Raw genomic sequence first — 23,940 nt, forward strand, 5'->3', positions numbered from 1 at the left:
GCATGCGCCCGGAGACGTGCGAGACAACCGGGCGCCTGCGCACCGGCCTGACCACCGGTGTCTGCGCGACCGTGGCCGCCGTGGCCGGCGCACGCTGGCTGCTGGAGGGGCGGCGGCTCGAGACGGTCGAGGTCACCCTGCCGAGGGGGCAGGTCGTGCGCCTGGCGTTGAACGATCTGGAGCCCACCCCGGGTGGCGCGGTCGCCGGGGTCATCAAGGATGCCGGCGATGACCCGGATGCCACCCACGGGGCTCGGGTCTGGGTCGAGGTGGCCCTGTGTGGTGCACCTGGCGTTGTGTTCATGGCGGGTGCCGGGGTCGGGACGGTCACGCGTCCGGGCCTGGTGCTGGCGCCGGGCGAGCCGGCGATCAACCCGGTCCCGCGACGCATGATGCAGGGGCATCTGGAGGCGCTTGCCGAGGCGACCGGTTACAGCGGGGGCTTCCGGGTCACGGTCGGGGTGGACGGGGGCGAACGGATTGCCGAGCGGACCATGAATGCCCGCCTGGGCATCCTCGGCGGTCTCTCGATCCTGGGCACCACGGGGATCGTGCGCCCGTTTTCCTGCGCCGCCTATATCGCATCCATCCATCAGGCCATCGACGTGGCCCGCGCCAACGATTGTCCGCGTGTGGCCTGCTGTACCGGCGGCACCAGCGAGGCGGCGGTGCGTGAACGCTACGGTCTGGACGACCTGGCGCTGATCGAGATGGGGGATCTGTTCGGGGCGGCGCTGAAGTACCTGCGGCGCCACCCCCTGCCCGCGGTGGTGCTGGCCGCGGGCTTCGGCAAGCTCAGCAAGTTCGCGGCCGGGCACCTGGATGCGCATAGCCGCAAGTCGCGCATCGATCTCGACGCCCTGGCGGGGGAAGCCGCGGATCTGGGCGCCAGCCCGGACCTGTTGGCGCGCATCCGCGCGGCCAACACCAGTGCCCAGGCCCTTGCGGACTGCCTGGAACAGGGCGTGGCGCTGGCCGACCGGATCAGCGCGCGCGCCTGGCAGCGGGCCCGCGGAATGTTGCCGGAGACCACAGCGCTGGAGGTCTGCGCGGTGGATCGGGCGGGACGCATCGTCGGGTTTGCCGATGGCGCCAGGGGCCTTGCGCCATGACGGCCGCGGCGATCGCCCTGCAGTCGGTAGCCAAGCGCTACGCCGGTGGCCGGGTCGGGCTGGCGAACGTGGATCTGGAAGTGCCGGCGGGCAGCTTTTTCGGCCTGCTGGGTCCGAACGGGGCGGGCAAGACCACCCTGGTGGGGCTGTTGACCACGCTGGTGCGGGCGGATCGCGGTTCGATCCGGGTCTGCGGGCACGATGTGGCCACGCAGGCGGTGGCGGCGAAGGCGTGCATGGGCGTGGTGCCGCAGGAGGTGAATTTCAACAGCTTCGAGCCGGTGGGCGAGATCGTCGAGGCCCAGGCGGCCTACTACGGGCTGTCCCCGAGGCGTGCGCGCGAGCGAACCGGCGAGGTGCTGCAACAGGCGGGTCTGCTGGACCGGCGCGAACAGTCGGCCTGGGGCCTGTCGGGCGGCATGAAGCGCCGGCTGATGATTGCCCGCGCCCTGGTACACCGCCCTCGCGTGCTGTTGCTGGACGAGCCGACGGCGGGGGTGGACCTGGAGGGGCGCCATGCAACCTGGGAGCTGCTGCGTGGCTTGAACGCGGATGGCGTGACCATCCTCCTGACCACCCACTATCTGGAGGAGGCCGAGAGCCTGTGCGACAGGCTGGCGATCCTGGATCAGGGCGAGATCGTCGCGCGCGGAGAGACCGGCGAGCTGCTGCACGGGCTGAACGTGCAGACGCTGGTGCTGGAATTGAACGCGCCACTGGACGCGGCCCCGGTCCTGGAGGGGCTGGCGACCCGTCTGGTGGATATCTGGACCCTGGAGATCGATCTCCCGCAGGGCATGGAGGTCAATGACCTGTTCGATCGCCTGGGCGGAAGCGGGGTCCGGGTCGCGGGACTGCGCAACAAGCGCAACCGGCTCGAGTCGCTGTTCCTGCAGCGCATTGCGAAACGCGCGGACGCACTGCAAGGGGCCGGGGCATGAGACTCGCGGCCTACGCATTCGCCTATTGCGGGATGGTGGTCAAGCAGGTGCGCCGGTTCCTGCGGGCCTGGGTGCAGAACCTCCTGCCATCGGTGGTGACGACCGTCCTGTTCCTGGTGATCTTCGGTCATCTGATCGGGCGCGAACTGGGCACCATGCGGGGGGTCGACTACGCCGATTTCATCCTGCCCGGCCTGATCATCCTGGCGGTTGCCACCAATGCCTACAGCAATGTGACGCTGGCGTTCTACGGCGCCCGCCTGCAGCGGCATATCGAGGAGCTGCTGGTCGCGCCGCTGCCCGCCTGGCTGATTGTGGCGGGCTTCGCCACCGGTGGCGTGATCCGCGGGCTGCTGGCCGGGGCGCTGGTGGCGCTGGTGGCGATCCCGTTTACCCATCTCCAGCTGCACCACCTGGCGGCCACGTTGGGGATCGCGCTGATCAGTGCCTTGCTGTTCGCGCTGGCCGGGCTCTTGAACGGCCTGTATGCACGCAGCTTTGACCATACCTCCGTAGTGGCCACGTTCGTGTTGACCCCGCTGATCTACCTGGGAGGCCTGTTTTACCCGGTGGAACGGATGCCCGAGCCCTGGCAGTCGTTGGCGGTGCTGAACCCGCTGTATTACATGATCGAGGGCTTTCGCTACGGCCTGCTGGGGACCGGGTCCTTCGCCTGGGCCACGACCTTCTGGGTCCTCGTGGGGGCGACGCTCGTCGTCGGTGGGCTGGCCTGGGCCCTGGTGGCGCGCGGCGTGCGGATCCGCACATGAGCGCGGGCAGGGTGAAGTCGTGATTGCCGATCGTCCGCGGGTGCGCCAGGCCTGTCCGGGGGTTGCCGCGCCGATGAGCACCGGGGACGGTTTGCTGATGCGGGTACGTCACCCGATCGGGGGGCTGGATGCGGAGCAGGCGCAGACCATCGCGGAGGTGGCGCGTCGCTTTGGTTCCGGTGCCCTGGAGCTGACTAGCCGCGGCAATCTGCAGTTGCGCGGTCTGGACACGGCGGATCTGGAGCCGGCACGTGCCGAGTTGGAGAACGCGGGTCTGGCCGATCGCGATCCCGCGATGGAGGCAGTGCGTAATGTCCTGGTGGCCCCGGTGACGGACATCGATCCGGAGGCGGCCATGGATGTACAGCCGGTCGCGCGGGCCCTCGCGCGGGCGCTTGTGCAGAACCCGCGTCTGCGGGCACTGCCGCCGAAGGTCGGGGTGCTGGTGGAGGCCGGCGGCGATTTGCCGCTGGATGGCGTAGCGGCGGACCTGCGGCTGGAGGCCTGTGCGGGGTTGGGAGGGGTGTGGTTTCGGGTGGCTGTAGGCGCGTCCAGTCGCACGGCCACGGTGCTTGGCTGGACGCGGCCGGAGAAGGTCGTGGACGTCGCCCTGGCGGTGCTCGAACGCTTCGTGGAATTGCGCGAAGGCGAGGTGGATCCGCCGGGGCGTGTGGCCGGCGCCGTGGCCCGGTTCGGCCCGAATGTGCTGACGCCGCCGGGGCTGGAGCGTGTGCTCCCGGGCGGGGACTGGGTCGCGGCCCGGATGCCCGGATGCGCGGATGCCGGGATGGGTACGTGCCTGAACGGGCGAGCCTTCGGGATCGCGTTTCCGTTCGGGGCCCTGCGCGCGGAGGCCCTGCAGGGGATGGCCGAACATATCCGGCCGCACGACGGACGCCTGCGGCTGACACCGTGGCGCAGCCTGCTTCTGACCGGGGCAACACCTGTGGAGTCGGACCGGCTGGCCGAGTGGGACGGCGTGACCGATACGGGCAATCCCCGTCTGGCGGTGAGTGCCTGTATCGGGCAGGCGGGTTGCTCCGCGGGCAGTACCCCCACGCGCGCGGATGTCGAGACGGCCGGGGCATCCGCCCGCGGGCTGCTTGTGGATGGCGGGCATGTCCACGTCAGTGGCTGCGACAAGCACTGTGGGCGCCCCGCGAACGCACAGGTCCTGCTCACGGCGCGGGAAGGTCGCTACGACCTGTCGCTGCAACGCGCGCCCGCGCAGTGGGAGACCGTCCTGACGGGGCTGGGGCCGGGGCCGGGGCAGGTCGAGCCGGTCCTCGCGGCCCTCGATACCCTCGCCCGTGAAGAACGTGGCGCGAATGAGTCGAGGGTCGAGGCCCTGCAACGGCTGGAGGCCACGGCACTGGCCAGGCGTATGAACGCGAAGATGAACAACGGAGATTCAGCATGACGCAGAGCGATACGGCCGGGGCCGTACCCGACTATATCCGCGACGGGGCGGCCATCTACCGGGAGTCCTTTGCGATGATCCGGTCCGAGGCGGATCTCGACCGCTTTCCGGAGGACCTGGTGCCCGCGGTGGTGCGCATGATCCATGCCTGCGGCATGACCGATCTGCCGCGGGACGTCGGGTTTTCCGCCGGGGTGGCCCGGGCGGCCATGGATGCGCTGGCCGCCGGCGCGCCGATCCTGTGCGACAGCAACATGGTGGCGCACGGGGTCACGCGGGCCCGGCTTCCGGCGGACAACCGGGTGATCTGCAGCCTGCGGGAGGACGGGGTGGCGGCGGCCGCCGAGCGTCTGGGAACGACGCGTTCGGCCGCGGCGCTGGAATGGTGGCGACCGCATCTGGACGGCGCGGTCGTGGCCATTGGCAATGCGCCCACGGCGCTGTTTCACCTGCTGGAAATGCTGCACCAGGGTGCGCCGCGGCCGGCCGCCGTGCTCGGTATACCAGTGGGATTTGTGGGTGCGGTGGAGAGCAAGGAGGCACTGGCCAGCAGCCCGCTGAATCTCGATTACCTGACCATTTTCGGACGCCGGGGTGGCAGTGCCATGGCCGCGGCGGCCATCAACGCCTTTGCGAGTGACCGGATATGACGACATCCCCCAACCTGCAGGATTCCTCGGACGCGGGCTGTCTGTACGGCGTGGGCACCGGTCCCGGTGATCCCGAGCTGTTGACGCTGAAGGCCGCGCGGCTGATTGCCGAGAGCCCGGTGGTGGCCTACTTCTGTCGCCGGGGCGGCCGCGGCCAGGCGCGTGCCATCGTGGATGCCCATCTGGGTGCCGGGCAGCGCGAGATGCCGCTGGAGTATCCGGTGACCAACGAGATCCCGCACGGCTCCGACGAGTATCGCAGCCGCATCGAGCAGTTTTTCGACGCCGCCGCCGAGCAGCTGGCCGCCGAATTGGGGGCCGGGCGTTCGGTGGTGGTGCTGAACGAAGGGGACCCGTTCTTCTACGGTTCCTTCATGCACGTCTACCTGCGGCTGAAGGAGCGTTTCCCCACCCGCATCGTGCCCGGCGTGACCTCCATGATGGCCTCCGCCGCGCAGTTGCCCACGCCGTTGACCATGCGCGATGACCTGCTGACGGTGATCCCGGGCACGATGCCGATCGACGATCTGCGCCAGGCCCTGCAGGGGACCGATGCCGCGGTCATCATGAAGGTTGGAACCCATCGCGATGCGGTGGTCGGGGTCCTGCGGGAACTGGGGCTGGACGAGCGTGCCTGGTACGTGGAACGCGCGAGTACGCCGGAGGAGCGGGTCCTGCCGTTGGCCGCGATTCCGGAACAGGTGCCCTATTTCTCGATGATCGTGATTCCCGGGCGAGGGGTGCGGCGATGAGCGGGGATGACGGTCGGCCGCTCGGGCGGCTGAGTGTGGTCGGGGTGGGGCCGGCCGGGCCGGAATGGCTTACGCCGGAGGTTGCTGCCCGTCTTGAAGCGGCGACCGACCTGGTGGGGTACGGGCCGTACCTGGAACGCATTGCGGGCGCGCATCACCGTGTTCACGCCTCGGACAACCGCGAGGAGTTGGCGCGCGCGACGCACGCCCTGGACATGGCCGCCGAGGGGCGGGACGTGGCGGTGGTCTCGGGTGGCGATCCTGGTGTGTTCGCGATGGCGGCGGCCATTTTCGAGGCCCTGGAAGGGGCACCGGCGGGACGCTGGGAGGACGTCGAGGTGGACGTGGCCCCCGGGGTTTCGGCGATGCAGGCCGCCGCCGCGCGGCTGGGGGCGCCGCTGGGGAACGATTTCTGCGTGATCTCGCTGTCGGACAATCTCAAGCCCTGGTCGTTGATCCAGCGCCGGGTGCGGCTGGCGGCCGAGGCCGATTTTGCCATGGCCTTCTACAACCCGATCTCGCGCTCGCGACCCTGGCAGCTGGGCGAGGCACTGGGGATCGTGCGCGAGGTCCAGGGGCCGGACACCCTGGTGGTGCTGGCCACTGCGGTGGGACGTGGCGAACGCGAAGACGTGCAGATCTCCACCCTCGGCGAGGTGGACCCGGCGGCGGCGAATATGAGCACGCTGGTGATCGTCGGCGCCACATCCACCCGCGTGTTGGAACGCCCTTCGGGCCGGCGGCACGTGTACACCCCGCGTTATGTCGAGGCGGCGCAATGAGCCGGGACCCGCTCTAGCCGTGGGTGTCCGGGAGCGCTTCCAGCCAGTCGAGTACCGCCTGCGGGGCGTGGAACCGTGGCACTCCGGGGGCGTCCGGCGGGCGCTCCACCATCACCACCGGGATGCCCCGTTCGCGGGCCGCTTGCAGCTTGGCGGCGGTGGCCTCGCCGCCGCTGTCCTTGGTTACCAGAACGTCAATCGCGTGTTCCCGCAGCAGGCGCGCCTCGTCCTCGGCCGTGAATGGGCCCCGGGCATGGATCCAGGTGACTCGTGGCAGCGCCGGCGGCGGTTCGGGCGGGTCGATGGTGCGGATGACATAGTCCAGCTCGGGCGCGGCCTCGAAGGCCTCAAGGTGCTGGCGGCCGGTGGTCAGCAGCACGCGCCGGCCGAGTGCCGGCAGGGTGCGGCCGGCGGCCGCGAGATCGGACACGCGGATCCATCTGTCATCCGCTCCGGCCTCCCACGACGGTCGGGTCAGGCGCGCCAGCGGGATGCCGGTCTGGCGCGCGGCCACGACGGCGTTGGCCGAGATCTGCCGCGCGAAGGGGTGGGTTGCGTCCACCAAGGCGTCGACCGCGTGTTCGTGCAGCCAGGTGGCAAGGCCTTCGGCACCGCCGAAACCGCCCGTGCGCCGTGGCAGCCGCGACGGGCCCGGTTTCCGGGTGCGCCCGGCCAGCGAGACGGTGGACTGCAGCCGCGGGTGGCCGTCCAGCAGCGGCTCCAGGGCCGCGGCCTCGGTGGTGCCGCCCAGCAGGAGGACATGCCGCGGGCGCGGTGGCCGGGCGTCGTTGGAAAGGGGTGAACGGGAGGTCATGGAGATGCCAAGTGTAGCGACGCAGCCGGGCGGGACGCCATGGTTGAACATCGTCGGGGTCGGTGCGGACGGTCTGTCCGGACTGGCGCCGGAGGCCCGCGCGGCCGTGGCGCAGGCGACCACGGTGATCGGGGGTGCACGGCATCTGGAGATGTTGCCGGAGCAGCCGGGGCAGGAACGTCTGGTGTGGCCCTCGCCGCTGGAGACCGCCCTCGACTGGATCGAGGCGCGGGCGGGGCAGCCGCTGTGCGTGCTCGCCAGCGGCGACCCGTTCTGGTTCGGGGTGGGCGCGACGTTGATGCGGCGTTTCCCGGTGGCGGCCACCCGGGTGTTTCCGGCGCCCTCGGCATTCAGCCTGGCCGCCGCGCGGATGGGCTGGCCGCTACAGGAGACCCGCTGCCTGTCGGTCCACGGGCGCCCGCTGGAAGCGCTGCGCCCTTGGCTGCACGACGGCGCGCGGCTGCTGATCCTGAGCCGCGACGGCGAGACCCCCGGCGAGCTGGCCCATTGGCTCGATGAACTGGGTTTCGGGGCCTCGGCCTTGACGGTCCTGGAGCAGTTGGGCGGGGCCCGGGAGCGCATTGGCGCGACCACGGCGGCGGACTGGGGCGCTCGCGAGGTGGATCCGCTGAACACGATCGCGCTGGAATGCCGCGCCTCACCGACGGCCCCGGTGATCGCGGCCAGCGCCGGCCGACCGGAGGCGCAGTTCGAACAGGACGGGCAGATCACCAAGCGCGAGGTCCGTGCGGTGACACTGGCTCTGCTGGCGCCCGGGCGCGGCGAGTGCCTGTGGGACATCGGCGCCGGCTCCGGTTCCATCGGCATCGAGTGGATGCTGGCGGATCCGGCCAACCGCGCCCTGGCCATCGAGCTTCGCGCGGAGCGGCTGGAACGCATCGCGCGCAATGCGCGCGCCCTGGGTGTGCCGGCCCTGCAATGCATCCCCGGGCGCGCACCGGAGGCACTGGATGGCCTGGCGCCTCCTGACGCGATCTTCATCGGCGGCGGCCTGACGACCCCGGGGCTGGTGGAGCACTGTGTGGAGAGCCTCCGCCCGGGCGGGCGCCTGGTCGCGAACAGCGTGACGGTCGAGGGCGATGCGGTGCTGGCGGCGGCGCGCGAGCGCCATGGCGGCGAGCTGACGCGCATCAACGTGAGCCGTTCGGAACCGCTGGGCGCGATGTCGGGCTGGAAACCGCTGCGGCCGGTGACCCTGTGGTCCCTGCGCCGGAGTTGAGGGCGGCACTGAACGGTGCGCTCGACCGGGTGGTGCCCGGCGTCGGCTTCGCCTCGGCCTGCACGGCCTGGGAGCTGGAGGGCCTGATCCGCGAGGTGCTGGCCGAGGTCCGCGCCGTGCTGGATGCAGCGCGCGTCGAGCCGATCGAGATCCGGCAGCTGGCGGCACCGGCGCACAAGAGCGACAGCCGCATGCTGGCGTCGGTGGCGCGGGAGCTGGAGCTGGAACTCGTATTTCCGTCTGCGTCTGCGCTGGTGGACTGCGACGAGGAAGTGCTTACGGAGTCGGCGCGGGCGCGTACAACCGCCGGGGTCGGGTCGGTGGCCGAGGCGGCGGCGCTGGCGGCGGCCGGCGAGGGTGCGCGTCTGCTGCTGCCGCGGCGTCTGTCCGCGCGGGCCAGTTGCGCGGTGGCCCGGGTCGATACCCATCACGTATTCAAGGAGTCATCATGACGGTTCATTTTGTGGGAGCGGGCCCGGGCGCGGCGGATCTGCTGACGCTGCGCGGGCGGGATCGTATCGCGGCCTGTCCGGTATGCCTGTACGCGGGTTCGCTGGTGCCGGAGGCGGTGCTGGAGCATGCGCCGGAAGGCGCGCACATCGTGAATACCGCGCCGCTGACGCTGGACGCGATCATGGACGAGATCCAGCGCGCCCACGCGGCGGGTCAGGACGTGGCGCGACTGCACTCCGGCGACCTGTCGGTGTACAGCGCGCTGGGCGAGCAGATCCGCCGTCTGGAGGCGGCCGGGATCGATTACACGATTACCCCCGGGGTGCCGGCGTTCTCCGCCGCGGCCGCGACCCTGGGGCGCGAGCTGACCGTGCCGGAGGTGGCGCAGTCGGTGGTGCTGACGCGGACGCCGGGGCGAGCCTCGTCGATGCCGGAACGCGAACGGCTGGCGGCCTTCGCTGCGACCGGGGCAACTCTGGCGATCCACCTGTCCCTGCACAATATCGAGGCCGTGGTCGCGGACCTGCGTCCGCACTATGGCTGTGACTGCCCGGTGGCGATCGTCTTCCGTGCTAGCTGGCCGGACGAGACGGTGGTGCGGGGATCGCTGGGCAATATCGTGGAGCGGGCAACACAGCTGAGCACGCGGCGCTCGGCGCTGATCCTGGTGGGGCCGGCGCTGGATCCGGGGGATTTCCGCGATAGTGCGCTGTACGACCCGGCGCATGTGCGGCGTTATCGCGGCATGGACAACGACTGATCGTCGGGCACCCAGTCAAGGGCCTGATTAGCACTGAAGCTCTGCAGAGGTCCTTTTCCCCCAGCGCAACCCGCAGCCCTGCAGGAGCGCGCTTGTGCGCGAATGCGGCGCTTGCCGAAGCCCGCCGCCGTGTTCGCGGGCAAGGCCGTTCCGGCATATGAAGCGCGCGGTGGATTCGTGCTAATCAGGATCAGGAAAGGGGCCGCCGGAAGATGGCGGCCCCGGCTGGCGGAAACGGGGCGTGCTCTGCCCCGGAAAAGGGGCTCGGGGGACGCCCCGTTTCCGCGTGGTTCAGCGGCGGCGGTAATTGTCGTGGCAGGCGAGGCACTGGTGGCGCACGCTGTTCAGGGCCTTGGTGGCGCGCAGCTGGAAGGCCTCGTCCGCCAGGTCGTCGGCCGTCTCCACCTTCCGCTGCAGCCGTTCGGCGGCCTGGCGGTAGGACGCCTTGTACTCGGCGAAGTCTGGGTCCGCCCAGGCCGCGGGCAGGGCTCCTGGATCGCCGTCCCGCGCTGGTGTCTCGCGGTCGAACCAGGTTTCGATGTCGGCGGCCCGCCGTGCCAGCTCGTCGGCCAAATCGGGCAGACGCTCGGCGAACGGCGCGTCATAGCGCAGGATCTGCTCGATGCTGCGGTAGGTGGCCGAGGTGCCCCGCATGCTCTGCTGGCGGAAGCGCTGGAAGGCCTCGGTGGCGTCCACGCTGGCCGGGTCGTCCAGGGTTTCTTCGTAGCCTTCGCCCCAGGGGCCCGGCATCGGGACGGTGATCTCTTCGGCGCCCGTGGTCCCCGCCGATGCGAGCAGCAGGGCCAGCGGGAGGCCGGTCGTCAGCGACCGCCGGATGGATTTCGTTCGATTCATGGTGGCTCTCCCTGTTCGCGTCAGCCGTGGCGTGTCAGAAGCGGAACTGGTGCTGCAGGTGCAGTTCCCAGTCCGAGCGGTCGGCGTCGCGGTCCAGCCACATGAGCTGGGTCTTTTGCCGCTGTCCCCGGTGGTACCAGTTGAGCCCGGCGCCCCATTCGCGCTGCCAGCGCTCGTCGCCTTCCAGGTCGTCGCCGGCGTCGTGGCGCAGCACCGCGTGGCGAGCGGCCACCTCCAGCCCGTCCACCGGCAGCGACTGCGCGAGTTCGAGCTCGGCACCGAGGTCGTGATAGGACGACGCATGGTTCGGGGAGACGTCGCGGCGGAACGCGGCCAGCGAGAGCGAGGTGTGGCCGAACTTGATCACCGCGTCGGCGGTGGCGGTGACCCAGTCGGCCCGCTGGCGGTCCACCGTATCTTCCAGTCCGCGGCTCCAGTCGCGCAGGTGGTTGCGGTCCGCTGCCTGAAGGCCGGCGCCCAGCGCCACGGTGCGCTCCACGGCGCGGCCGAGGGTAGTGTTGTCGCGCGGGATCTCGCCGACCGGTGCCCAGGCCCCGCGGGCACTGAACAGGTGGCCGGAGGTGGCGGGGCGGTCGTTACGCTGGTCCAGACGGCCACGGCCGTCGAACACCCCGGCGGCCCAGGCCCAGGCTTCGCCGTCACCGCCCAGTAGGGTCACGCCGGTATCGCGCCCGGCGGGGACCTCGAACTGGTTGCCCGGCACGCTGAGTTCGGTAAACAGGCGGTTGGGTCCGCCGATGTCGCGCGGCATTCCGAAGGGTACGGTGAACTGGCCGAGGCGCAGGCCCAGATTGTCGCGGAACGCGTACTGCATCCAGATGTCGCGCATCGAGAGTTCGCCGCTGCTGAAATCCGGCTGCAGGCGAAAGCGAAGATCCGGGTGGAACAGAGTCCCCTGGGTGTCCAGCCAAGCGCGGCGGAAGTCGAACTCGCTAGTGGAACCGTCCGGGGCACGGGCGTAGCTGTAGCGGCCCTGGATCAGCGGATCCAGTGTCACCTGCAGGCCGTCTTCCGCGTCGCCGAACTCGAAGTTGGCCTGAGCCGGAGCGATGCTCGCGGCCGTCATCAGATACAGGGTGGCCAGGACCGGGATGGCATGTCGCCCCGGTCGGAGATGGGTATCGTTCATTGTTGTGGTGCTCCCCTAAGGAAACACATGACCCATGTGCCCGTTCGCGCACATGGGTCATGTGTTTCCCTGGCGCGCGACCCCGCACGCCGTGGATGAAACGACGCCACAGGATGGGCTGGGAGCAGGGGAGGGCCGATCGATGAGCACGCCGGTCCTGGCCCGCCCGGCCGCCCACCGCGGCGTCGGTGTCCTCCAGGCCGGTCTCCGGACTCGCAGAGTGGATGCGCGCTGCATCCAGATGCGGATCGCCTTCCCGCGGGCATCCTGGGGATGCGCCGCAGTGGCATTGGATCCGCCCAACTCCGCCTACCGTTGCGGGGGCAGTGCCGGGCTTGCGAACGAGAGTTCGCGCACCGGCTTCCCGATTATCCCCGGCCAAAACAGGCCGGGGCACCTGAAGTCAAGGCGGACCCTACGGTGCCTCCGTTTGAGGGTCAAGGGCGCGTTGAGGCGGGATGGCGGGGGTATCCTTTGATCTGGATCAACGGAACGCGCGATTTTGATCGCGTCCGGTTTCCCGCGTGGGTAGGGTGGGTTTCAGGCGATCTGGACCGAGTCTAGATCGGTTCGAGCCGACACCCATTCCCCAAGGGAGACCTGCCATGAAGACACTTTCCGGATTTCGAATGACGGCGCTCGCGGCGTGCGCGGCCGTCGCCATGGGGGCCTCGGCGCCAGCGCTGTCCGATACGGACTATTCGCAATATCGCGATGTGTTCGAGCCGTTGCCGGCGCTGCCGCCGATCCCGGCGGACAACTCGATGACGAAGGAGAAGATCGAACTGGGCAAGATGCTGTTCTTCGAGCCGCGCATTTCCAGCTCCGGCGTGATCTCCTGCGCGACCTGCCACAACCCGGCGCTGGGCTGGGCGGACCGTATCCCGCGCGCGGTAGGGCATGATGGCCAGGTCGGCGAGCGCAATACCCCGACGGTATTGAACTCCGGCTTCTTCACGGCGCAGTTCTGGGATGGCCGCGAGGACGACCTGGAAGGCCAGGCGCTGGGTCCGATCCAGGACGCGATCGAGATGGCGATGCCGCTGGAGGACGCAATTGAGCGTCTGGAAGAGTTCAACGAGTACCAGGAGAAGTTCCAGGCCGCCTATCCGGACTATGATGGTGACAACGTGATCAATGCCGATCACGTGGCCCATGCGCTGGCGACCTTCCAGCGCACGCTGAACACCCCGAACTCGCCGCTGGACCGCTGGCTGGTCGGGGACGAGGGCGCGATGAGCGAGCAGCAGATGCGCGGCATGAAGCTGTTCGCGGATAACGGCTGCGTCGCCTGCCACCGTGGCCCGGCACTCACCGACAGCCACTTCCATCGCATCCAGGTGCCGGGCTCGGAAGACGAGGGCCGTTACCTGGTGACCGGAGAGGAGAGTGATCGCTTTGCCTTCAAGACCCCGACCCTGCGCAACGTGGCGTTGACCTATCCCTACATGAACAACGGCGAGACCGCGACGCTGGACGAGGCGATCCGCATCATGGGGCAGGAGATGCTGGGCATGGAGTTTAGCGACGATGAAGTCGCGGACCTGGAGGCCTTCATGCACGCGCTGACCGGTGACATGCCGCAGTTCGAGATCCCGTCACTGCCGTAAGCGACCGGTTGCCACTGGCGATGACAAGCCCCCTCCGGGTCCGGAGGGGGCTTTTTTGTGCCGCCTATTCGACGGTGATGGTGATCTTGTCGGAGGTCACTGGCGGGTCGAAGCTGAGGTGGCGGTAATCCATGAAGAGCAATTGCAGGGTGTGGGTGCCCGGTTCCAGTTCGATCTCGCCTTCGGTCTGACCGCCTCCGAAGTGGCGCTTGTGGTCGGAGAAGGGGAGCGAGGCATCCAGGTCGACCTCGTCCAGCGGCTGGTTCACCAGCAGGTGGTGATGCCCGGTGTTGTCGGCCTCGACGCCGGCCGGGGCCACGCCCATGCCGCGCAGGCCCATCTGGATCCGCACGGGACTTTCGACGGTGTCGCCATCCTGCGGGCTGATGAAGTACACCTCGGCCCCTTCGGGCGCCGGAACGCGCTCCATGCTGGCCGCACTGCTTGCGGCCAGGGCGAATCCTCCAGTGACCAGAGCGATGGTCGCGAGGCGGGTGAGCGAATCGGATTTCATCACGACTCCTTCGGGCGATAGGGGCCCGTGTGTTGGCCTGTCTCGAGTATAGCCGGCGGAAACCGGGCTACCGGGTTATCGCCCTGTAGCGTTCTGCTACCCTAGGCGCCTTTGCTCACTACCCGTAATCGAGTGTCCCGCGCATGAGTTTCCGTACCCGTTTTGCCCCCAGTCCCACCGGTTATCTGCACATTGGTGGTGCCCGAACCGCATTGTTCTCCTGGTTGTACACCCGTCATCACGGCGGCGACTTCGTGCTCCGCATCGAGGACACCGATCTCGAGCGCAGCACTGCGGAGTCGGTGAACGCGATCCTGGAAGGCATGAACTGGCTGGGTCTGACCTACGATCAGGGCCCGTTCTATCAGACCGAGCGCTTCGACCGGTACCGGGAAGTGATCGATCAGCTGATGGCCGCCGGGCATGCCTACCGCTGCTACTGTTCGAAGGAAGAGCTGGACGCGATGCGCGAGGAGCAGAAGGCGCGCAAGGAGAAGCCGCGCTACGACGGTCGCTGCCGCGCCCGTACCGAGCCGCGCGAGGGCGTGGAGCCAGTCATTCGCTTTCGTACGCCGGACGAGGGCGTGACGGTTGTTGACGACATGGTGCGCGGGAAGGTCGCGTTCCAGAATCACGAGCTGGATGACCTCATCATCGCCCGCTCGGATGGCTCGCCGACCTACAACCTGACGGTGGTGGTCGACGACATGGACATGGGCATCACCCACGTGGTGCGCGGCGACGATCACCTGAACAACACGCCGCGCCAGATCAACATCCTCAAGGCGCTGGGGGTGGAGCCGCCGCGCTATGGCCACCTGCCGATGATCATGGGGCCCGACGGCGCCAAGCTGTCCAAACGCCACGGCGCGGTGTCGGTCATGCAGTACCGCGACGAGGGCTACCTGCCGGAGGCCCTGCTCAACTATCTGGTGCGCCTGGGCTGGGCGCATGGCGACCAGGAGATCTTTGGACTGGACGAACTGGTTCGGCTGTTCGATATCAAGGACGTGAACCAGTCCGCCTCCGCCATCAACCCGGACAAGCTCCTGTGGCTGAACCAGCACTACATCAAGACGCTGGACCCGGACCACGTCGCGCTGGAACTGGGCTGGCACCTGGGGCAGCTGGGGATCGATCCCTCCGAAGGGCCGGAACTGCGCGATGTGGTCATCGCGCAGCGCGAACGGGCGCGCACCCTGCGCGAGATGGCCGAGAACAGCGTGTATTTCTATCGCGAGTTCGAGGACTACGACGAGAAGGCGGCGCGCAAGCAGCTGACCGCCGAGGCGCAGCCCGTGCTGCAAACCCTGCACGATGGCTTCAGCGCTCTCGGGGCGTGGGAGAAGGAGGCGCTGCACGAGGTGGTGGTGCACACCGGCGAGCGGCTGGAACTCAAGCTCGGCAAGGTGGCGCAGCCCTTGCGTGTGGCCCTTACCGGCGGCACGGTGTCCCCGCCCATCGATGACACGTTGGTGCTCATTGGTCGCGAGCGCGTTCTGGCCCGTATCGACCGTGCGTTGCAGAAAATTTCCGCCGCAGCGGGTTGACACATTTGGGGGTGCTGGCTACAGTACGCGCTCGCCTGACACGGGGCCATAGCTCAGCTGGGAGAGCGCCTGCATGGCATGCAGGAGGTCGGCGGTTCGATCCCGCCTGGCTCCACCACTCAGGGGTACTGCGAGTTCATTAATGCATCGTTTTGGAGTCATATCGCTCTACGTTGGATTGGTGCTGGCAGTGATCGGATTGATCGGCGGATTCGGGCTGATGCTCACTGGGGAACAGACCTGGTCGAAGCCCCTCATCGCGCTGGTACCGGTCGGGTTTTTGCTGGTGTTCAACGGTCTGGTGACGACGCTTCTGCATCGCGCTCCAGGTAGCGAGGAAGACCGGCCCAAGGGCCCACCCGAGTAAGCAAGCGGAAGTAAGAAGAAGACGTTGCCTCTACGTCCCCATCGTCTAGAGGCCTAGGACACCGCCCTTTCACGGCGGCGACCGGGGTTCGAATCCCCGTGGGGACGCCATATCCCGAAAAGGCCCGAACCGCAAGGTTCGGGCCTTTTCTTTTGTGGTGTTGGGATCACACCGGTAGCGCCCTGGCCGCCGGGCGCTTGTCCCGGCGGCCGATGTCAGGCGAGGCGGGGATCGCGCTGGCGGGGTTCGTCGGGGTGCGGGCGGGGGATGATGCAGTGGTTGATACGCAAGAGTTCGCGTTCGGCCCAGGATTGCACCTGGGGGTCGCTGGCGAATCGGGCGTAATCGAGCAGGGCCTGGCGTTCGATGTTGGGATTGCCCTGTTCGTGGGCGATGCTGCGCGCGCTTTCCAGGTCCTGCCAGCCGTCGTCGGCTTTCCCTTTGCTGCTGGCGAGAAGGGCGACGGCGCGCAACCGGCGGATGGCCGGTTCGAAGGCGAGATCGCCGCGCTTGCGGCAGCCTGTCAGCGCCTCGTCGGCTATTGCCAGACGCTGTTCGGCCGCGATGTCACTGGTCTCCAGGGCGTCCAGCAGGATGAGCTGGAAGATGGTGTTGACGCCATCCATGATGTGGCGCATCGCCTCGACCTGCTGTTCGATGGCCTGGTAGGCATCGGCTTGGCCCTGCCGGGCCAGGGCCCAACTCTCGAGGGTGATGCCGGCGGCGCGCCACAGCGGATAGTCGTACTCGCGGGCGATGGATAGCGCGTGGCGCGCTGCAGGCAGCGCGGATTCCGGGTCGCTGGAGTAGAAGCCGAGTACCGAGCGGAAGGCATATACGAAGGCCTCGGTAGGCCGATGGCCGAGTTGGTCTGCCTGTTGGCACGCGGCATCCATTTCGGTCCAGGCGCGCGCGTGATTTCCCAGATGGAGCAACGTCCAGGCCATGAAGCCCCGGGCGCTGATGGCCGGGTTTTCGGTATGGCGCGCCACCAGGGTTGCGTGGTCGGCGTCGCGATAGAGCTTGACCGCCCGCGTCTGGTGTTCCAGCGCCTCGGCGAAGCGGCCGGTCCAGAAATGGGTGTTGCCCTGGACATAATGGGCCGCGATGCGCAGCAGGCGGTCGCCGGAGCGCTCGGCCAGTTGCTCCATCTCCGCGGCGAGGCGATGAGCCTCCTGGAATCCATGCCAGGAGCCGGCGCCGTGCCACAGGCCCCAGAGGACGCGGAAGTATTGCACCGGGTCCTGTTCCGGGGCGGTGAGGCGCATGGCGCGTTCGAAGATATCGTTGACCGTGCGCGAACCGTAGCCCAGCAGGGCCAGGTTGGAGGCCCCCAGGCCACCCAGGGCGCGCAAGGTGTCACGTTCGTGGGTCGCCAGATCGCCGCTCGCGTGGGCCTCTGGGTGACGCTCCAGGCAGTCCAGCGCGTCTTCGAAGTAGTGCGAGGCCTCGGGCAGGATGCCGCGGGCGAAGGCGGCTTCACCGGCCTGCAGCCAGGCGTTTACGGCCTCCGGATAGCGACCGGCGTGGTAAAGGTGGTTGGCGATGCGACCCCAGTCGGCGGTCTGCATGCCATGCTCGCCGTCTTCCTGCATCAAGTCGGCCAGCTGGCCGTGCAGACGGGTGCGGTCGCTCAGCAGCATCGATTCGTAGGCCGCCTGGCGGAACAGGACGTGGCGGAAGCGATAGCGCACACCATCCACCATGCCGGCGGGTTCGATGAAGCCCTTCCCGGTCAGGCGCGTCAGCTGGCGGCGGATGGTATCGGCGGGCTGGCCGCGCAGGCGGCTGAGGATTCGGGTGTCAAAGTCGCGCCCGATGACTGCGGCGGAATGCGCCAGTTCGCGGGCACTGCCGAGCTGTTCCAGACGCGCGACCAGGAGATTGGAGAGTCCTGGCGGCAGGGTTTCGGGCAGCTGGCCGGTGCGGGCGGCTTCGAGGGCATAGCGCGTGAGTTCCTCGAGAAAGAGCGGGACGCCCTCGCCACGCTCGACCAGTTGGTCGCGCAGGCCGCTGGAAAGGCGGCCATTCGGGTCCAGACGGTCCACCAGGCCGTGTGCGGCGGCATCGTCCAGGCCGTGGAGGCGGATGTGCTCCAGCGACAGGTCGCGCCAGGAGGAGCGAAAGCTCATGCGGGCCGTCAGGATGGCCATGATCGGTCGGTGATGCAGACGCTGGTACAGGCGTCGCAGGAACTCCGAGGTACCGGAGTCCATCCAGTGCAGGTCGTCGCAGATCAGCAGGGTCGATCCATGGGCCGACCGTCGGTGGACCAGTTCGACCAGGGTGTCGATGATGCGGTCGCGGTCCAGCCCCTCGTGAGCCAGGCTCTCGGGGCCGTCGGCCTCCGGGTGGGTCAGCCAATGGGCGAGGCGTGGTGCGAGTTTGGGGGGGGTGCCCGCGATCTTGAGGGCGCCTTCGAGGCGCCGCTGGCGGGCTTCGCGCAGGCTATCCTGACCCATCCAGGTGGCAAAGGCCTGACGTACAGGCGCCAGGAGCTGCCGAGTGCGATCTTCGCGGCACTTGAGCAGGTAGCGTGAGCGAGCCTGCCCGCGGACTTGCTGGTCGAGTCCCCGGGCAAGCCGGCTCTTGCCTAGCCCGGCCTCACCCTGGACCAGCACGAAGCGGACCTCGCTGCTTTCCAGGACCTGGTCCCAGTGCCCCCGAAGCTGTTGCAGTTCCTGGCTGCGCCCGGTGAGGGGCGTGAGGTCGCGCAGGCTCTGTGCATCCACCCGGTCCAGCGGGCCGGGGTCGCCGGTGACGCGGTAGGCACCGGTACCGTCGTCGGTCGCGCGGAAGCTGAAGTATCCCGAGACACGGGCGTAGGTCGGTGCGCTGACGCGCAGGGTCCCGGGATCGGCTTGCTGCGCGCAGTCGTGGACACGGGCGGTGAGCTGGCCGGTTGGATCGGGCAGGTCGGGGTCGGCACCGGTGACGATCAGATCGCTATCCACGGCCAGACGCAGCTTGCAGTCGGCGGGGGCGGTCTCCAGCGCTTGCCAGGCGGCGTGTACGGCGTCGACGGTGGCCTCTTCGCGACCGGCCGGGTAGCCGAAATAAGCCAGCAGGCCGTGTCCCGGGGAGGGCACCACATGGCCGTGATGGCTCAGCAGGACGAAGTCGACGTGCTCCAGGGCGCGGTTCACCTGCTGCTGCTGGATCTCGATGTCGGCTTCCGCGTCGGGCTGGACATGGCAGGCCACGACGGTGACCCGACGACGTTCCGGGCGCAGGATGGCCGGTTCGGCCTCCTCGGTCTTGACGCGCTGGCTAGTGGCTTCGGCCCGCTCGGCGCCGAGGATTTCCTCGCGCGTGCGCGCCAGCAGTTCGCCGGGTGCCTTACCGGCCTCGGCCTCGAGATGGGCATAGTGATCGAGCGCGCGCTTTGGGTGGCCGCTGGCTGCGAGGGCCTTCATCAGGAGGTGGTGCAGGGTCTCGTCGTGTGGCTCCATCGCCAGCAGGCGGTGGAGCTCGGCGAGCAGGGGTTCGCCTTCGTTGGGCTTGGCCAGTGCGACGAGGTTGTGGGTGATGAAGACGAGCAGATTTTGCCAGTGATGGTCACGCTGGGCCTGGGCCCAGGCGGACAGTTCCGGAAGATCCTGCAGGGCGCGCAGTCCCTCGAGGAAGTGCCCGCGGTAGTCGCAGACGATTGCGAGGTTCGGATGGGTGGCTGTGGCTGCGCGGCTTTCGGCAGTGCGTCGCTCGGCGGTGCGTCGCTCGGCGCGGGCACGCTCGGCAGACGCGGCGGTCGTCTCGCGGCTCTCGGCGGTGCGTCGCTCGGCGCGCGCGCGATTCAGGGTGAGGAAGTCGATGCGCGATTCAGGTTGGGGCTGGAAACGCACGTAGCGGGGTGTAGTGTCGAGCAGGGGTGGGTCGCCGGCAGGGAGTTGGCGCCGTAGCTGAAACAGCCCCTGACGCAGGTTGACCCGGGCGCTGTCGGCGTCCAGATCCGGCCAGAACAGGCGGGCCAGTTCCTCGCGCGGGATGCGCCGAGGGCTCTCGGCGGCCACATAGGTGAGGAGCAGCCCGAGCTTCGTCCCGGACAGGGCGGGTATGTCACGGTCCTCCACGCGTACACCAACGGTGCCGAAGGTCGTGATTTCCATATGCGCCAAAGAGGCCTCCCCTTGTCTGGCTCGGCAGTCGTTCGCTGCCATTTGTGACCCGGTCAAATGACCCGGTTACCGTGCCTTCGGCGCGGTCCCGGGGCCGACCGAATGTCCGCCCGACTCGATTGTAAAGGCATTCCGCGGTTGGGGTTAGTCGATGCGTATGGTCGCGTAGCCCTGGTGCTCGTAACCCATGATCGACAGGAACGTATTGCCGACCATGTGGATGCCGGGCAATAGATCCTCTTGTTCGAGCTCGAAGCGCCGCGTGGCGATGTTGCACGCCTCCATGTGGATGCCATCCAGCTCCAGCAGGCCCTCCAGGCGCTCATGGATATGGCGCACCGCAGAGACGTCCTCGAGCTCCAGGTGATCGGTGGAGCGGGCGATCAGGCCGGCCGCCCCGCCACGGAAGGCGAAGACCATTTCCGGCTCCAGGCCCTGGCGCTGCATGTCGTCATAGGTCTCGCGGATCACGCTGAGGCGGGCAATCAGGCGTTCCGGGTCGGCAATGGTGATGTCCCAGAGGATGCGTCCGGTGTCCATGCCGGCGATGGCGCGCTGGTCGCCGGGCTTGTCGGCGAGTGCCAGGCCGGGGATCAGCAGGGTGCACATCAGGAAGGAGGCGAGAAGGCGTTGCATGGCGTTCGTCCCTTTTGCGGATGTCCTGTCTCAAGGGTAGCAGGCCAGGGCAACACTGCATGAATGACACGCATCGGTGTTTGCGCCGGTTCTGCGATGCAGGGTTCCGGGTGCGAACGTCAGGGGGTAATGAAAGGCCGGATCGGGAAAGCGGTCCGGCCTTTGCGTGCTGCTCAGTGGCCGTGGTGGCCCTTGTGGAGGTACTCCACGCCGTCGAGGCTCTGGATCTCGATTTCTCGGACCGGGGTAAAGCGCGAGGCGCCCGGGCCCGTGATTTCCTCGGTGACACGGATGCGGAAGGGGGCCACGCAGTTCAGCAACTGGCCAACAAAGCGCTTGCCGTCGTGGGTTACACGCACGGGACTGGTCTCGTCGTAGCGGCTGAAGTTGTAGCTGACATTCTTCGGGTAGTACAGATTCTGTTCGGAAAAGGTCATGGTTGGGCCTGTCTGGGTCAGTGGTTTTTTACGGCCTCGAAGGCCTCGAGTGCGGCCTGGCGGCTGGCTTTCAGGTCCACGATCGGGGCCGGATAGCCGCGCGCACCGCCGGCGCCTGGCGCGTGAATATACCGCGTTTCGACATCCTTGAGCACGGGCACGAAGCGGCGCACGAAGGTGCCGTCGGGGTCGTGGCGTTCGCCCTGGGTTTGCGGGTTGAAGACGCGGAAGTAGGGCGCGGCATCGGCACCGCAGCCGCCGGCCCATTGCCAGCCCAGGGTGTTCGCGGCGAGATCGGCGTCCACCAGCGTGTCCCAGAACCAGTGGGCCCCGTGCTGCCAGTGCAGGCGCAGGTTCTTGGTCAGGAAGGATGCGACCACCATGCGTAGGCGGTTGTGCATCCAGCCGGTCTCCCACAACTGCTGCATCGCGGCGTCGATGATCGGAATCCCGGTCTCGCCGCGCTGCCAGGCCCGCAGGTCGCGATCGGCTTGGCGCCAGGGGAAGGTCTCGAAGCGTGGGTTGAGCGGTTGCTCCGGGGTGTGCGGGAAGTGGTAGAGGACGTGATGGGCGAAGTCGCGCCAGCCGAGTTCGCGCACGAAGGCCTCGGGGCCGCCGCTGTCCGGGTGCAGGCCGGCCTGGCGCAGGGCGCGCAGGATCTGGCGCGGCGACATCTCGCCGAAGTGCAGATGCGGCGACAGGCGCGAGGTCCCGTCCTGATCCGGGCGGTCGCGGCCCTCGGCGTAGGCGCGCACGGCGTTGTCGAGGAATGCTTCCAGGCGCTCACGGGCCGTGGCCTCGCCCGGGGTCCAGGTGGCGCGCAGGCTGCCGGCCCAGTCGATCGCGGGCAGGAGCCCCAGCTGTTCGGGATTGAGCGAGTCGGGCCAGGCCTCGGGTCGCGGGAGCTCGGCGGGTGCGGGCAGCGGGTCGCGGTCGATGCCGCGTTGCAGGCAGGCCTTCCAGAACGGGCTGAAGACCTTGTAGGGGCGGCCCTGGCCGGTCGCGACCTCCCAGGGCTCGATCAGCAGGTGGGCATTGAAGCTGTGTACTTCGATGCCGTCGGCGCGCAGCCCGGCCTTGATGTCCGGATCGCGCAGGACGATGGCGGGATCGTACAGCCGGTTCCAGTAGACGGCGGTGGCGCCGGTCTCGCGGATCAGGGCCCGCAGGGTGTCGAGGCTGGGACCGGCGCGCAGGATCAGGCGCGAGCCCTGCGCACGCAGGTCGTGGTCCAGCGCGTTGATGCTGTGGTGCAGCCACCAGTTGGATGCGGCACCTGGCTGCCATGGGGCCTCTTCCTCCGGGGCATGGATGAACACCGGGATCACCGGGCCGCCGCGTTCGCAGGCGGCCTGCAGCGCGGGCTGGTCGGCCAGGCGCAGGTCGCGGCGCAGCCAGACGAGGGTGGGGCCGGGGCTTTGCATCAGATGCGGTCTCCCTGGGCGAGAGTCTTGCGGAGTTCTCCGGCCCGGTCGCGGATGGCTTGCAGGCGGTCGGGGTCCATCTTTTCGACGTGTTTCCACTGCAGCGCGGTGCGCGGGTGGCGGGCGAAGCGGTCGCGGTGGCGGTCGAGGAAGTCCCAGTACAGGGTGGTGAACGGACAGGCCTTGTCGCCCAGGGCCTCGGCCGGGTCGAACGGGCAGTGCGCGCAGTAGTTGCTCATGCGCTGGATGTAGCGCCCGGTGGCCACGTAGGGCTTGGAGGCCATGCGGCCATCGTCGGCGTATTGCGACATGCCGACCACGTTGGGGAGCTCCACCCATTCCACGGCATCGACGTAGATGCCCAGGTACCAGGCATGAATCGCGGCAGGCCGCACGCCAAGCAGCTGGGCGAACAAACCGGTGACCATTAGCCGCTGGATGTGGTGGGCGTAGCCCAGTTGCAGGGTCTGGCCGACGGTCTGGTGCAGGCACTGCATGGAGGTGTCGGCGTCCCAGTAGAGGGCGGGGAGCGGCTGCTCGGCCTCCAGCGCGTTCCACTCGTGCCAGGCCTCGCCAAAATGGAAGTACAGCCCGCGCACGTATTCGCGCCAGCCGAGAATCTGGCGGATGAAGCCCTCGACCGCGGCCAGCGGGGCATGGCCATCGCGCCAGGCCTGTTCCGCGGCGTCGATCACCGTGCGTGGATGGATCAGGTGCAGGTTGAGGGCGGTGGACAGGCGGGCGTGGTAGAGCCAGGGCTGGTCAGTCCACATCGCATCCTGGTAGGCGCCGAAGGCGGGCAGGCGGTGCTGGATGAAGTCGTCCAGCGCCTGTTGTGCATGCTGCGCGGTGACTGGCCAGTCGAAGTCGTCGGCCTGTCCTGGCAGGTCCGGGAGATGCCGGGCGATGTCGTCCAGGCACTCGCGGGTGAGCGCGTCCGGCGGAAAGGAAAGGGGTGGTGGCAGCAGGCCGGGGCCGTCACGCCCGAAATGCCCGCGGTTGTCGGCGTCGAAATTCCACTGTCCACCGGCGGGCTCGTCGCCGTTCATCAGCACGCCCAGGGCTGTGCGCTGCTCGCGGTAGAAGTACTCCATGCGCAATTGCCTGCGGCCCTTGGTCCATTTTCGAAAAGCGTCCAGCGGGACCAGGAAGTGCGGATCATCCAGGACCTCGAACGGGATCGCCTGGTCGGCGCAGGCGGCCTGCAGCTGGCGCAGCACGCGGTGTTCGCCCGGCTGCAATACGCGCACGTTTTGCGGTTGGAGTTGTTCGAGGTCGGCGCGCAGGGCGTCGTTCAGGGTCTGCTCGGGGTGTTCGCCGAGGTGGCGATAATGGACGGAAAAGCCGTCATCCCGGCGTCCCTTGGCGAAGTGACGCATCGCCGACAGGAACAGCGCGGTCCGCGCGATATGCGACGGGGCATGTCGGGATTCTTCGGCCACTTCGGCCATCCAGAGGTGATCCTGCGTCGGGTCCAGTCCCTGCAGACCGGGGTGGTCCGGGGCCAGCTGGTCGCCGAGCACGACCAGAAGGGTGCGCACGGCCACGGGCGAGGCGGAATCGGGCACGGGGCCGGCGCGGGTGGAGC

22 protein-coding genes, 2 tRNA genes and 1 riboswitch are annotated in these 23,940 nt (G+C 68.6%); of the genes, 15 read left to right on the plus strand and 9 right to left on the minus strand.

The features are described 5' to 3' along the window. Window positions 1-2: 2 nt before the first annotated feature. The 7 genes from F618_RS0107805 to cobJ are packed head-to-tail and all read left to right on the plus strand — an operon-like array spanning window position 3 to window position 6,427. The gene (locus F618_RS0107805) at window positions 3-1,112 is read left to right on the plus strand and encodes a cobalt-precorrin-5B (C(1))-methyltransferase (RefSeq protein ID WP_019568232.1); all 1,110 of its coding nucleotides are present in this window, start codon (window positions 3-5) and stop codon (window positions 1,110-1,112) included. After that, the gene (locus tag F618_RS0107810) at window positions 1,109-2,053 is read left to right on the plus strand and encodes an ABC transporter ATP-binding protein (RefSeq protein ID WP_019563157.1); all 945 of its coding nucleotides are present in this window, start codon (window positions 1,109-1,111) and stop codon (window positions 2,051-2,053) included. Before F618_RS0107805 ends, F618_RS0107810 begins: the two co-directional genes overlap by 4 nt. Further along, window positions 2,050-2,823, plus strand: coding sequence for an ABC transporter permease (locus tag F618_RS0107815; protein ID WP_081620872.1), 774 nt, complete (start codon window positions 2,050-2,052; stop codon window positions 2,821-2,823). The genes F618_RS0107810 and F618_RS0107815 overlap by 4 nt, the downstream gene beginning before the upstream one ends. A gap of 19 nt (window positions 2,824-2,842) precedes the next feature. Then, entirely contained in the window at window positions 2,843-4,243 is a 1,401-nt protein-coding gene (gene cobG / locus F618_RS0107820; RefSeq protein ID WP_019568234.1) for a precorrin-3B synthase, read from the plus strand. After that, on the plus strand, window positions 4,240-4,893 hold the full coding sequence (locus F618_RS0107825) for a precorrin-8X methylmutase (protein WP_019563155.1): 654 nt from the start codon (window positions 4,240-4,242) through the stop codon (window positions 4,891-4,893). The genes cobG and F618_RS0107825 overlap by 4 nt, the downstream gene beginning before the upstream one ends. Beyond that, window positions 4,890-5,645, plus strand: a complete 756-nt coding sequence (locus tag F618_RS0107830; RefSeq protein ID WP_019563154.1) for a precorrin-2 C(20)-methyltransferase — start codon at window positions 4,890-4,892, stop codon at window positions 5,643-5,645. Before F618_RS0107825 ends, F618_RS0107830 begins: the two co-directional genes overlap by 4 nt. Beyond that, window positions 5,642-6,427 (plus strand): precorrin-3B C(17)-methyltransferase, encoded by a 786-nt coding sequence (gene cobJ, locus F618_RS0107835; protein WP_019563153.1) that lies wholly within the window; start codon window positions 5,642-5,644, stop codon window positions 6,425-6,427. Before F618_RS0107830 ends, cobJ begins: the two co-directional genes overlap by 4 nt. 13 nt (window positions 6,428-6,440) lie before the next feature. Here the strand turns inward: cobJ and F618_RS0107840 are convergent, their stop codons facing one another. Further along, entirely contained in the window at window positions 6,441-7,241 is an 801-nt protein-coding gene (locus F618_RS0107840; protein WP_019563152.1) for a cobalt-precorrin-6A reductase, read from the minus strand. A 4-nt stretch (window positions 7,242-7,245) separates the two neighbouring features. On the opposite strand from F618_RS0107840, the gene F618_RS0107845 reads away from it, so the two are divergent. The 3 genes from F618_RS0107845 to cobM are packed head-to-tail and all read left to right on the plus strand — an operon-like array spanning window position 7,246 to window position 9,694. Further along, entirely contained in the window at window positions 7,246-8,481 is a 1,236-nt protein-coding gene (locus tag F618_RS0107845; protein WP_026330482.1) for a bifunctional cobalt-precorrin-7 (C(5))-methyltransferase/cobalt-precorrin-6B (C(15))-methyltransferase, read from the plus strand. Next, window positions 8,460-8,933, plus strand: coding sequence for a cobalamin biosynthesis protein (locus tag F618_RS0107850; RefSeq protein WP_019568236.1), 474 nt, complete (start codon window positions 8,460-8,462; stop codon window positions 8,931-8,933). Before F618_RS0107845 ends, F618_RS0107850 begins: the two co-directional genes overlap by 22 nt. After that, the gene (gene cobM / locus F618_RS0107855) at window positions 8,930-9,694 is read left to right on the plus strand and encodes a precorrin-4 C(11)-methyltransferase (RefSeq protein WP_019563149.1); all 765 of its coding nucleotides are present in this window, start codon (window positions 8,930-8,932) and stop codon (window positions 9,692-9,694) included. Before F618_RS0107850 ends, cobM begins: the two co-directional genes overlap by 4 nt. A gap of 291 nt (window positions 9,695-9,985) precedes the next feature. Here the strand turns inward: cobM and F618_RS0107860 are convergent, their stop codons facing one another. Both F618_RS0107860 and F618_RS0107865 read right to left on the minus strand, forming a co-directional pair. Beyond that, entirely contained in the window at window positions 9,986-10,549 is a 564-nt protein-coding gene (locus tag F618_RS0107860; protein WP_018169486.1) for a cytochrome c, read from the minus strand. A gap of 34 nt (window positions 10,550-10,583) precedes the next feature. Beyond that, complete coding sequence (locus F618_RS0107865) at window positions 10,584-11,699, minus strand: porin (protein ID WP_019563148.1); 1,116 nt, start codon at window positions 11,697-11,699, stop codon at window positions 10,584-10,586. Between the two features lie 180 nt (window positions 11,700-11,879). Next, window positions 11,880-12,115: riboswitch (cobalamin riboswitch) on the minus strand. Between the two features lie 213 nt (window positions 12,116-12,328). Here F618_RS0107865 and F618_RS0107875 point away from each other — a divergent pair. Continuing rightward, entirely contained in the window at window positions 12,329-13,309 is a 981-nt protein-coding gene (locus tag F618_RS0107875) for a cytochrome-c peroxidase (protein ID WP_019568237.1), read from the plus strand. A gap of 64 nt (window positions 13,310-13,373) precedes the next feature. On the opposite strand, the gene F618_RS0107880 is transcribed toward F618_RS0107875, so the two are convergent. Further along, entirely contained in the window at window positions 13,374-13,823 is a 450-nt protein-coding gene (locus F618_RS0107880; RefSeq protein WP_019568238.1) for a DUF4399 domain-containing protein, read from the minus strand. A gap of 143 nt (window positions 13,824-13,966) precedes the next feature. On the opposite strand from F618_RS0107880, the gene gltX reads away from it, so the two are divergent. The 4 genes from gltX to F618_RS0107900 all read left to right on the plus strand — a co-directional run bounded on the left by gltX (window position 13,967) and on the right by F618_RS0107900 (window position 15,850). Further along, window positions 13,967-15,373, plus strand: a complete 1,407-nt coding sequence (gene gltX / locus F618_RS0107885) for a glutamate--tRNA ligase (RefSeq protein WP_018169491.1) — start codon at window positions 13,967-13,969, stop codon at window positions 15,371-15,373. A 42-nt stretch (window positions 15,374-15,415) separates the two neighbouring features. Further along, window positions 15,416-15,491 (plus strand) — tRNA-Ala (locus F618_RS0107890). A 24-nt stretch (window positions 15,492-15,515) separates the two neighbouring features. Then, complete coding sequence (locus F618_RS0107895) at window positions 15,516-15,740, plus strand: hypothetical protein (RefSeq protein ID WP_019568239.1); 225 nt, start codon at window positions 15,516-15,518, stop codon at window positions 15,738-15,740. A 34-nt stretch (window positions 15,741-15,774) separates the two neighbouring features. Next, a tRNA-Glu gene (locus F618_RS0107900) sits at window positions 15,775-15,850 on the plus strand. Between the two features lie 105 nt (window positions 15,851-15,955). Here the strand turns inward: F618_RS0107900 and F618_RS0107905 are convergent. The 5 genes from F618_RS0107905 to F618_RS0107925 form a co-directional block, all read right to left on the minus strand. Beyond that, the gene (locus F618_RS0107905) at window positions 15,956-19,846 is read right to left on the minus strand and encodes an AAA family ATPase (RefSeq protein ID WP_019568240.1); all 3,891 of its coding nucleotides are present in this window, start codon (window positions 19,844-19,846) and stop codon (window positions 15,956-15,958) included. A gap of 153 nt (window positions 19,847-19,999) precedes the next feature. Then, window positions 20,000-20,491, minus strand: a complete 492-nt coding sequence (locus tag F618_RS0107910; RefSeq protein WP_018938725.1) for a hypothetical protein — start codon at window positions 20,489-20,491, stop codon at window positions 20,000-20,002. A 173-nt stretch (window positions 20,492-20,664) separates the two neighbouring features. Continuing rightward, a complete protein-coding gene (locus F618_RS0107915; RefSeq protein WP_018938726.1) occupies window positions 20,665-20,928 on the minus strand; it encodes a hypothetical protein in 264 nt (87 codons plus the stop codon). 17 nt (window positions 20,929-20,945) lie between these two features. Then, window positions 20,946-22,352: a deoxyribodipyrimidine photo-lyase gene (locus F618_RS0107920; protein ID WP_019568241.1), complete on the minus strand. Its 1,407-nt coding sequence runs from the start codon at window positions 22,350-22,352 to the stop codon at window positions 20,946-20,948. Beyond that, window positions 22,352-23,899, minus strand: coding sequence for a cryptochrome/photolyase family protein (locus F618_RS0107925; protein WP_026331187.1), 1,548 nt, complete (start codon window positions 23,897-23,899; stop codon window positions 22,352-22,354). The genes F618_RS0107920 and F618_RS0107925 overlap by 1 nt, the downstream gene beginning before the upstream one ends. Window positions 23,900-23,940: the final 41 nt, after the last annotated feature.

The sequence above is a fragment of the Thioalkalivibrio sp. ALMg13-2 genome (assembly GCF_000381185.1).
GTDB classification, from domain to species: Bacteria; Pseudomonadota; Gammaproteobacteria; order Ectothiorhodospirales; family Ectothiorhodospiraceae; genus Thioalkalivibrio; species Thioalkalivibrio versutus.

Excerpts from the sequence above, each read along its gene's own strand:
- F618_RS0107805 (WP_019568232.1), top strand. The coding sequence starts at position 3 with ATGCGCCCGGAGACGTGCGAGACAACCGGGCGCCTGCGCACCGGCCTG.
- F618_RS0107810 (WP_019563157.1), top strand. The coding sequence starts at position 1,109 with ATGACGGCCGCGGCGATCGCCCTGCAGTCGGTAGCCAAGCGCTACGCC.
- F618_RS0107815 (WP_081620872.1), top strand. The coding sequence starts at position 2,050 with ATGAGACTCGCGGCCTACGCATTCGCCTATTGCGGGATGGTGGTCAAG.
- F618_RS0107825 (WP_019563155.1), top strand. The coding sequence starts at position 4,240 with ATGACGCAGAGCGATACGGCCGGGGCCGTACCCGACTATATCCGCGAC.
- F618_RS0107830 (WP_019563154.1), top strand. The coding sequence starts at position 4,890 with ATGACGACATCCCCCAACCTGCAGGATTCCTCGGACGCGGGCTGTCTG.
- cobJ (WP_019563153.1), top strand. The coding sequence starts at position 5,642 with ATGAGCGGGGATGACGGTCGGCCGCTCGGGCGGCTGAGTGTGGTCGGG.
- F618_RS0107840 (WP_019563152.1), bottom strand. The coding sequence starts at position 7,241 with ATGACCTCCCGTTCACCCCTTTCCAACGACGCCCGGCCACCGCGCCCG.
- F618_RS0107845 (WP_026330482.1), top strand. The coding sequence starts at position 7,246 with ATGCCAAGTGTAGCGACGCAGCCGGGCGGGACGCCATGGTTGAACATC.
- cobM (WP_019563149.1), top strand. The coding sequence starts at position 8,930 with ATGACGGTTCATTTTGTGGGAGCGGGCCCGGGCGCGGCGGATCTGCTG.
- F618_RS0107860 (WP_018169486.1), bottom strand. The coding sequence starts at position 10,549 with ATGAATCGAACGAAATCCATCCGGCGGTCGCTGACGACCGGCCTCCCG.
- F618_RS0107865 (WP_019563148.1), bottom strand. The coding sequence starts at position 11,699 with ATGAACGATACCCATCTCCGACCGGGGCGACATGCCATCCCGGTCCTG.
- F618_RS0107875 (WP_019568237.1), top strand. The coding sequence starts at position 12,329 with ATGACGGCGCTCGCGGCGTGCGCGGCCGTCGCCATGGGGGCCTCGGCG.
- F618_RS0107880 (WP_019568238.1), bottom strand. The coding sequence starts at position 13,823 with ATGAAATCCGATTCGCTCACCCGCCTCGCGACCATCGCTCTGGTCACT.
- gltX (WP_018169491.1), top strand. The coding sequence starts at position 13,967 with ATGAGTTTCCGTACCCGTTTTGCCCCCAGTCCCACCGGTTATCTGCAC.
- F618_RS0107895 (WP_019568239.1), top strand. The coding sequence starts at position 15,516 with ATGCATCGTTTTGGAGTCATATCGCTCTACGTTGGATTGGTGCTGGCA.
- F618_RS0107905 (WP_019568240.1), bottom strand. The coding sequence starts at position 19,846 with ATGGAAATCACGACCTTCGGCACCGTTGGTGTACGCGTGGAGGACCGT.
- F618_RS0107910 (WP_018938725.1), bottom strand. The coding sequence starts at position 20,491 with ATGCAACGCCTTCTCGCCTCCTTCCTGATGTGCACCCTGCTGATCCCC.
- F618_RS0107915 (WP_018938726.1), bottom strand. The coding sequence starts at position 20,928 with ATGACCTTTTCCGAACAGAATCTGTACTACCCGAAGAATGTCAGCTAC.
- F618_RS0107920 (WP_019568241.1), bottom strand. The coding sequence starts at position 22,352 with ATGCAAAGCCCCGGCCCCACCCTCGTCTGGCTGCGCCGCGACCTGCGC.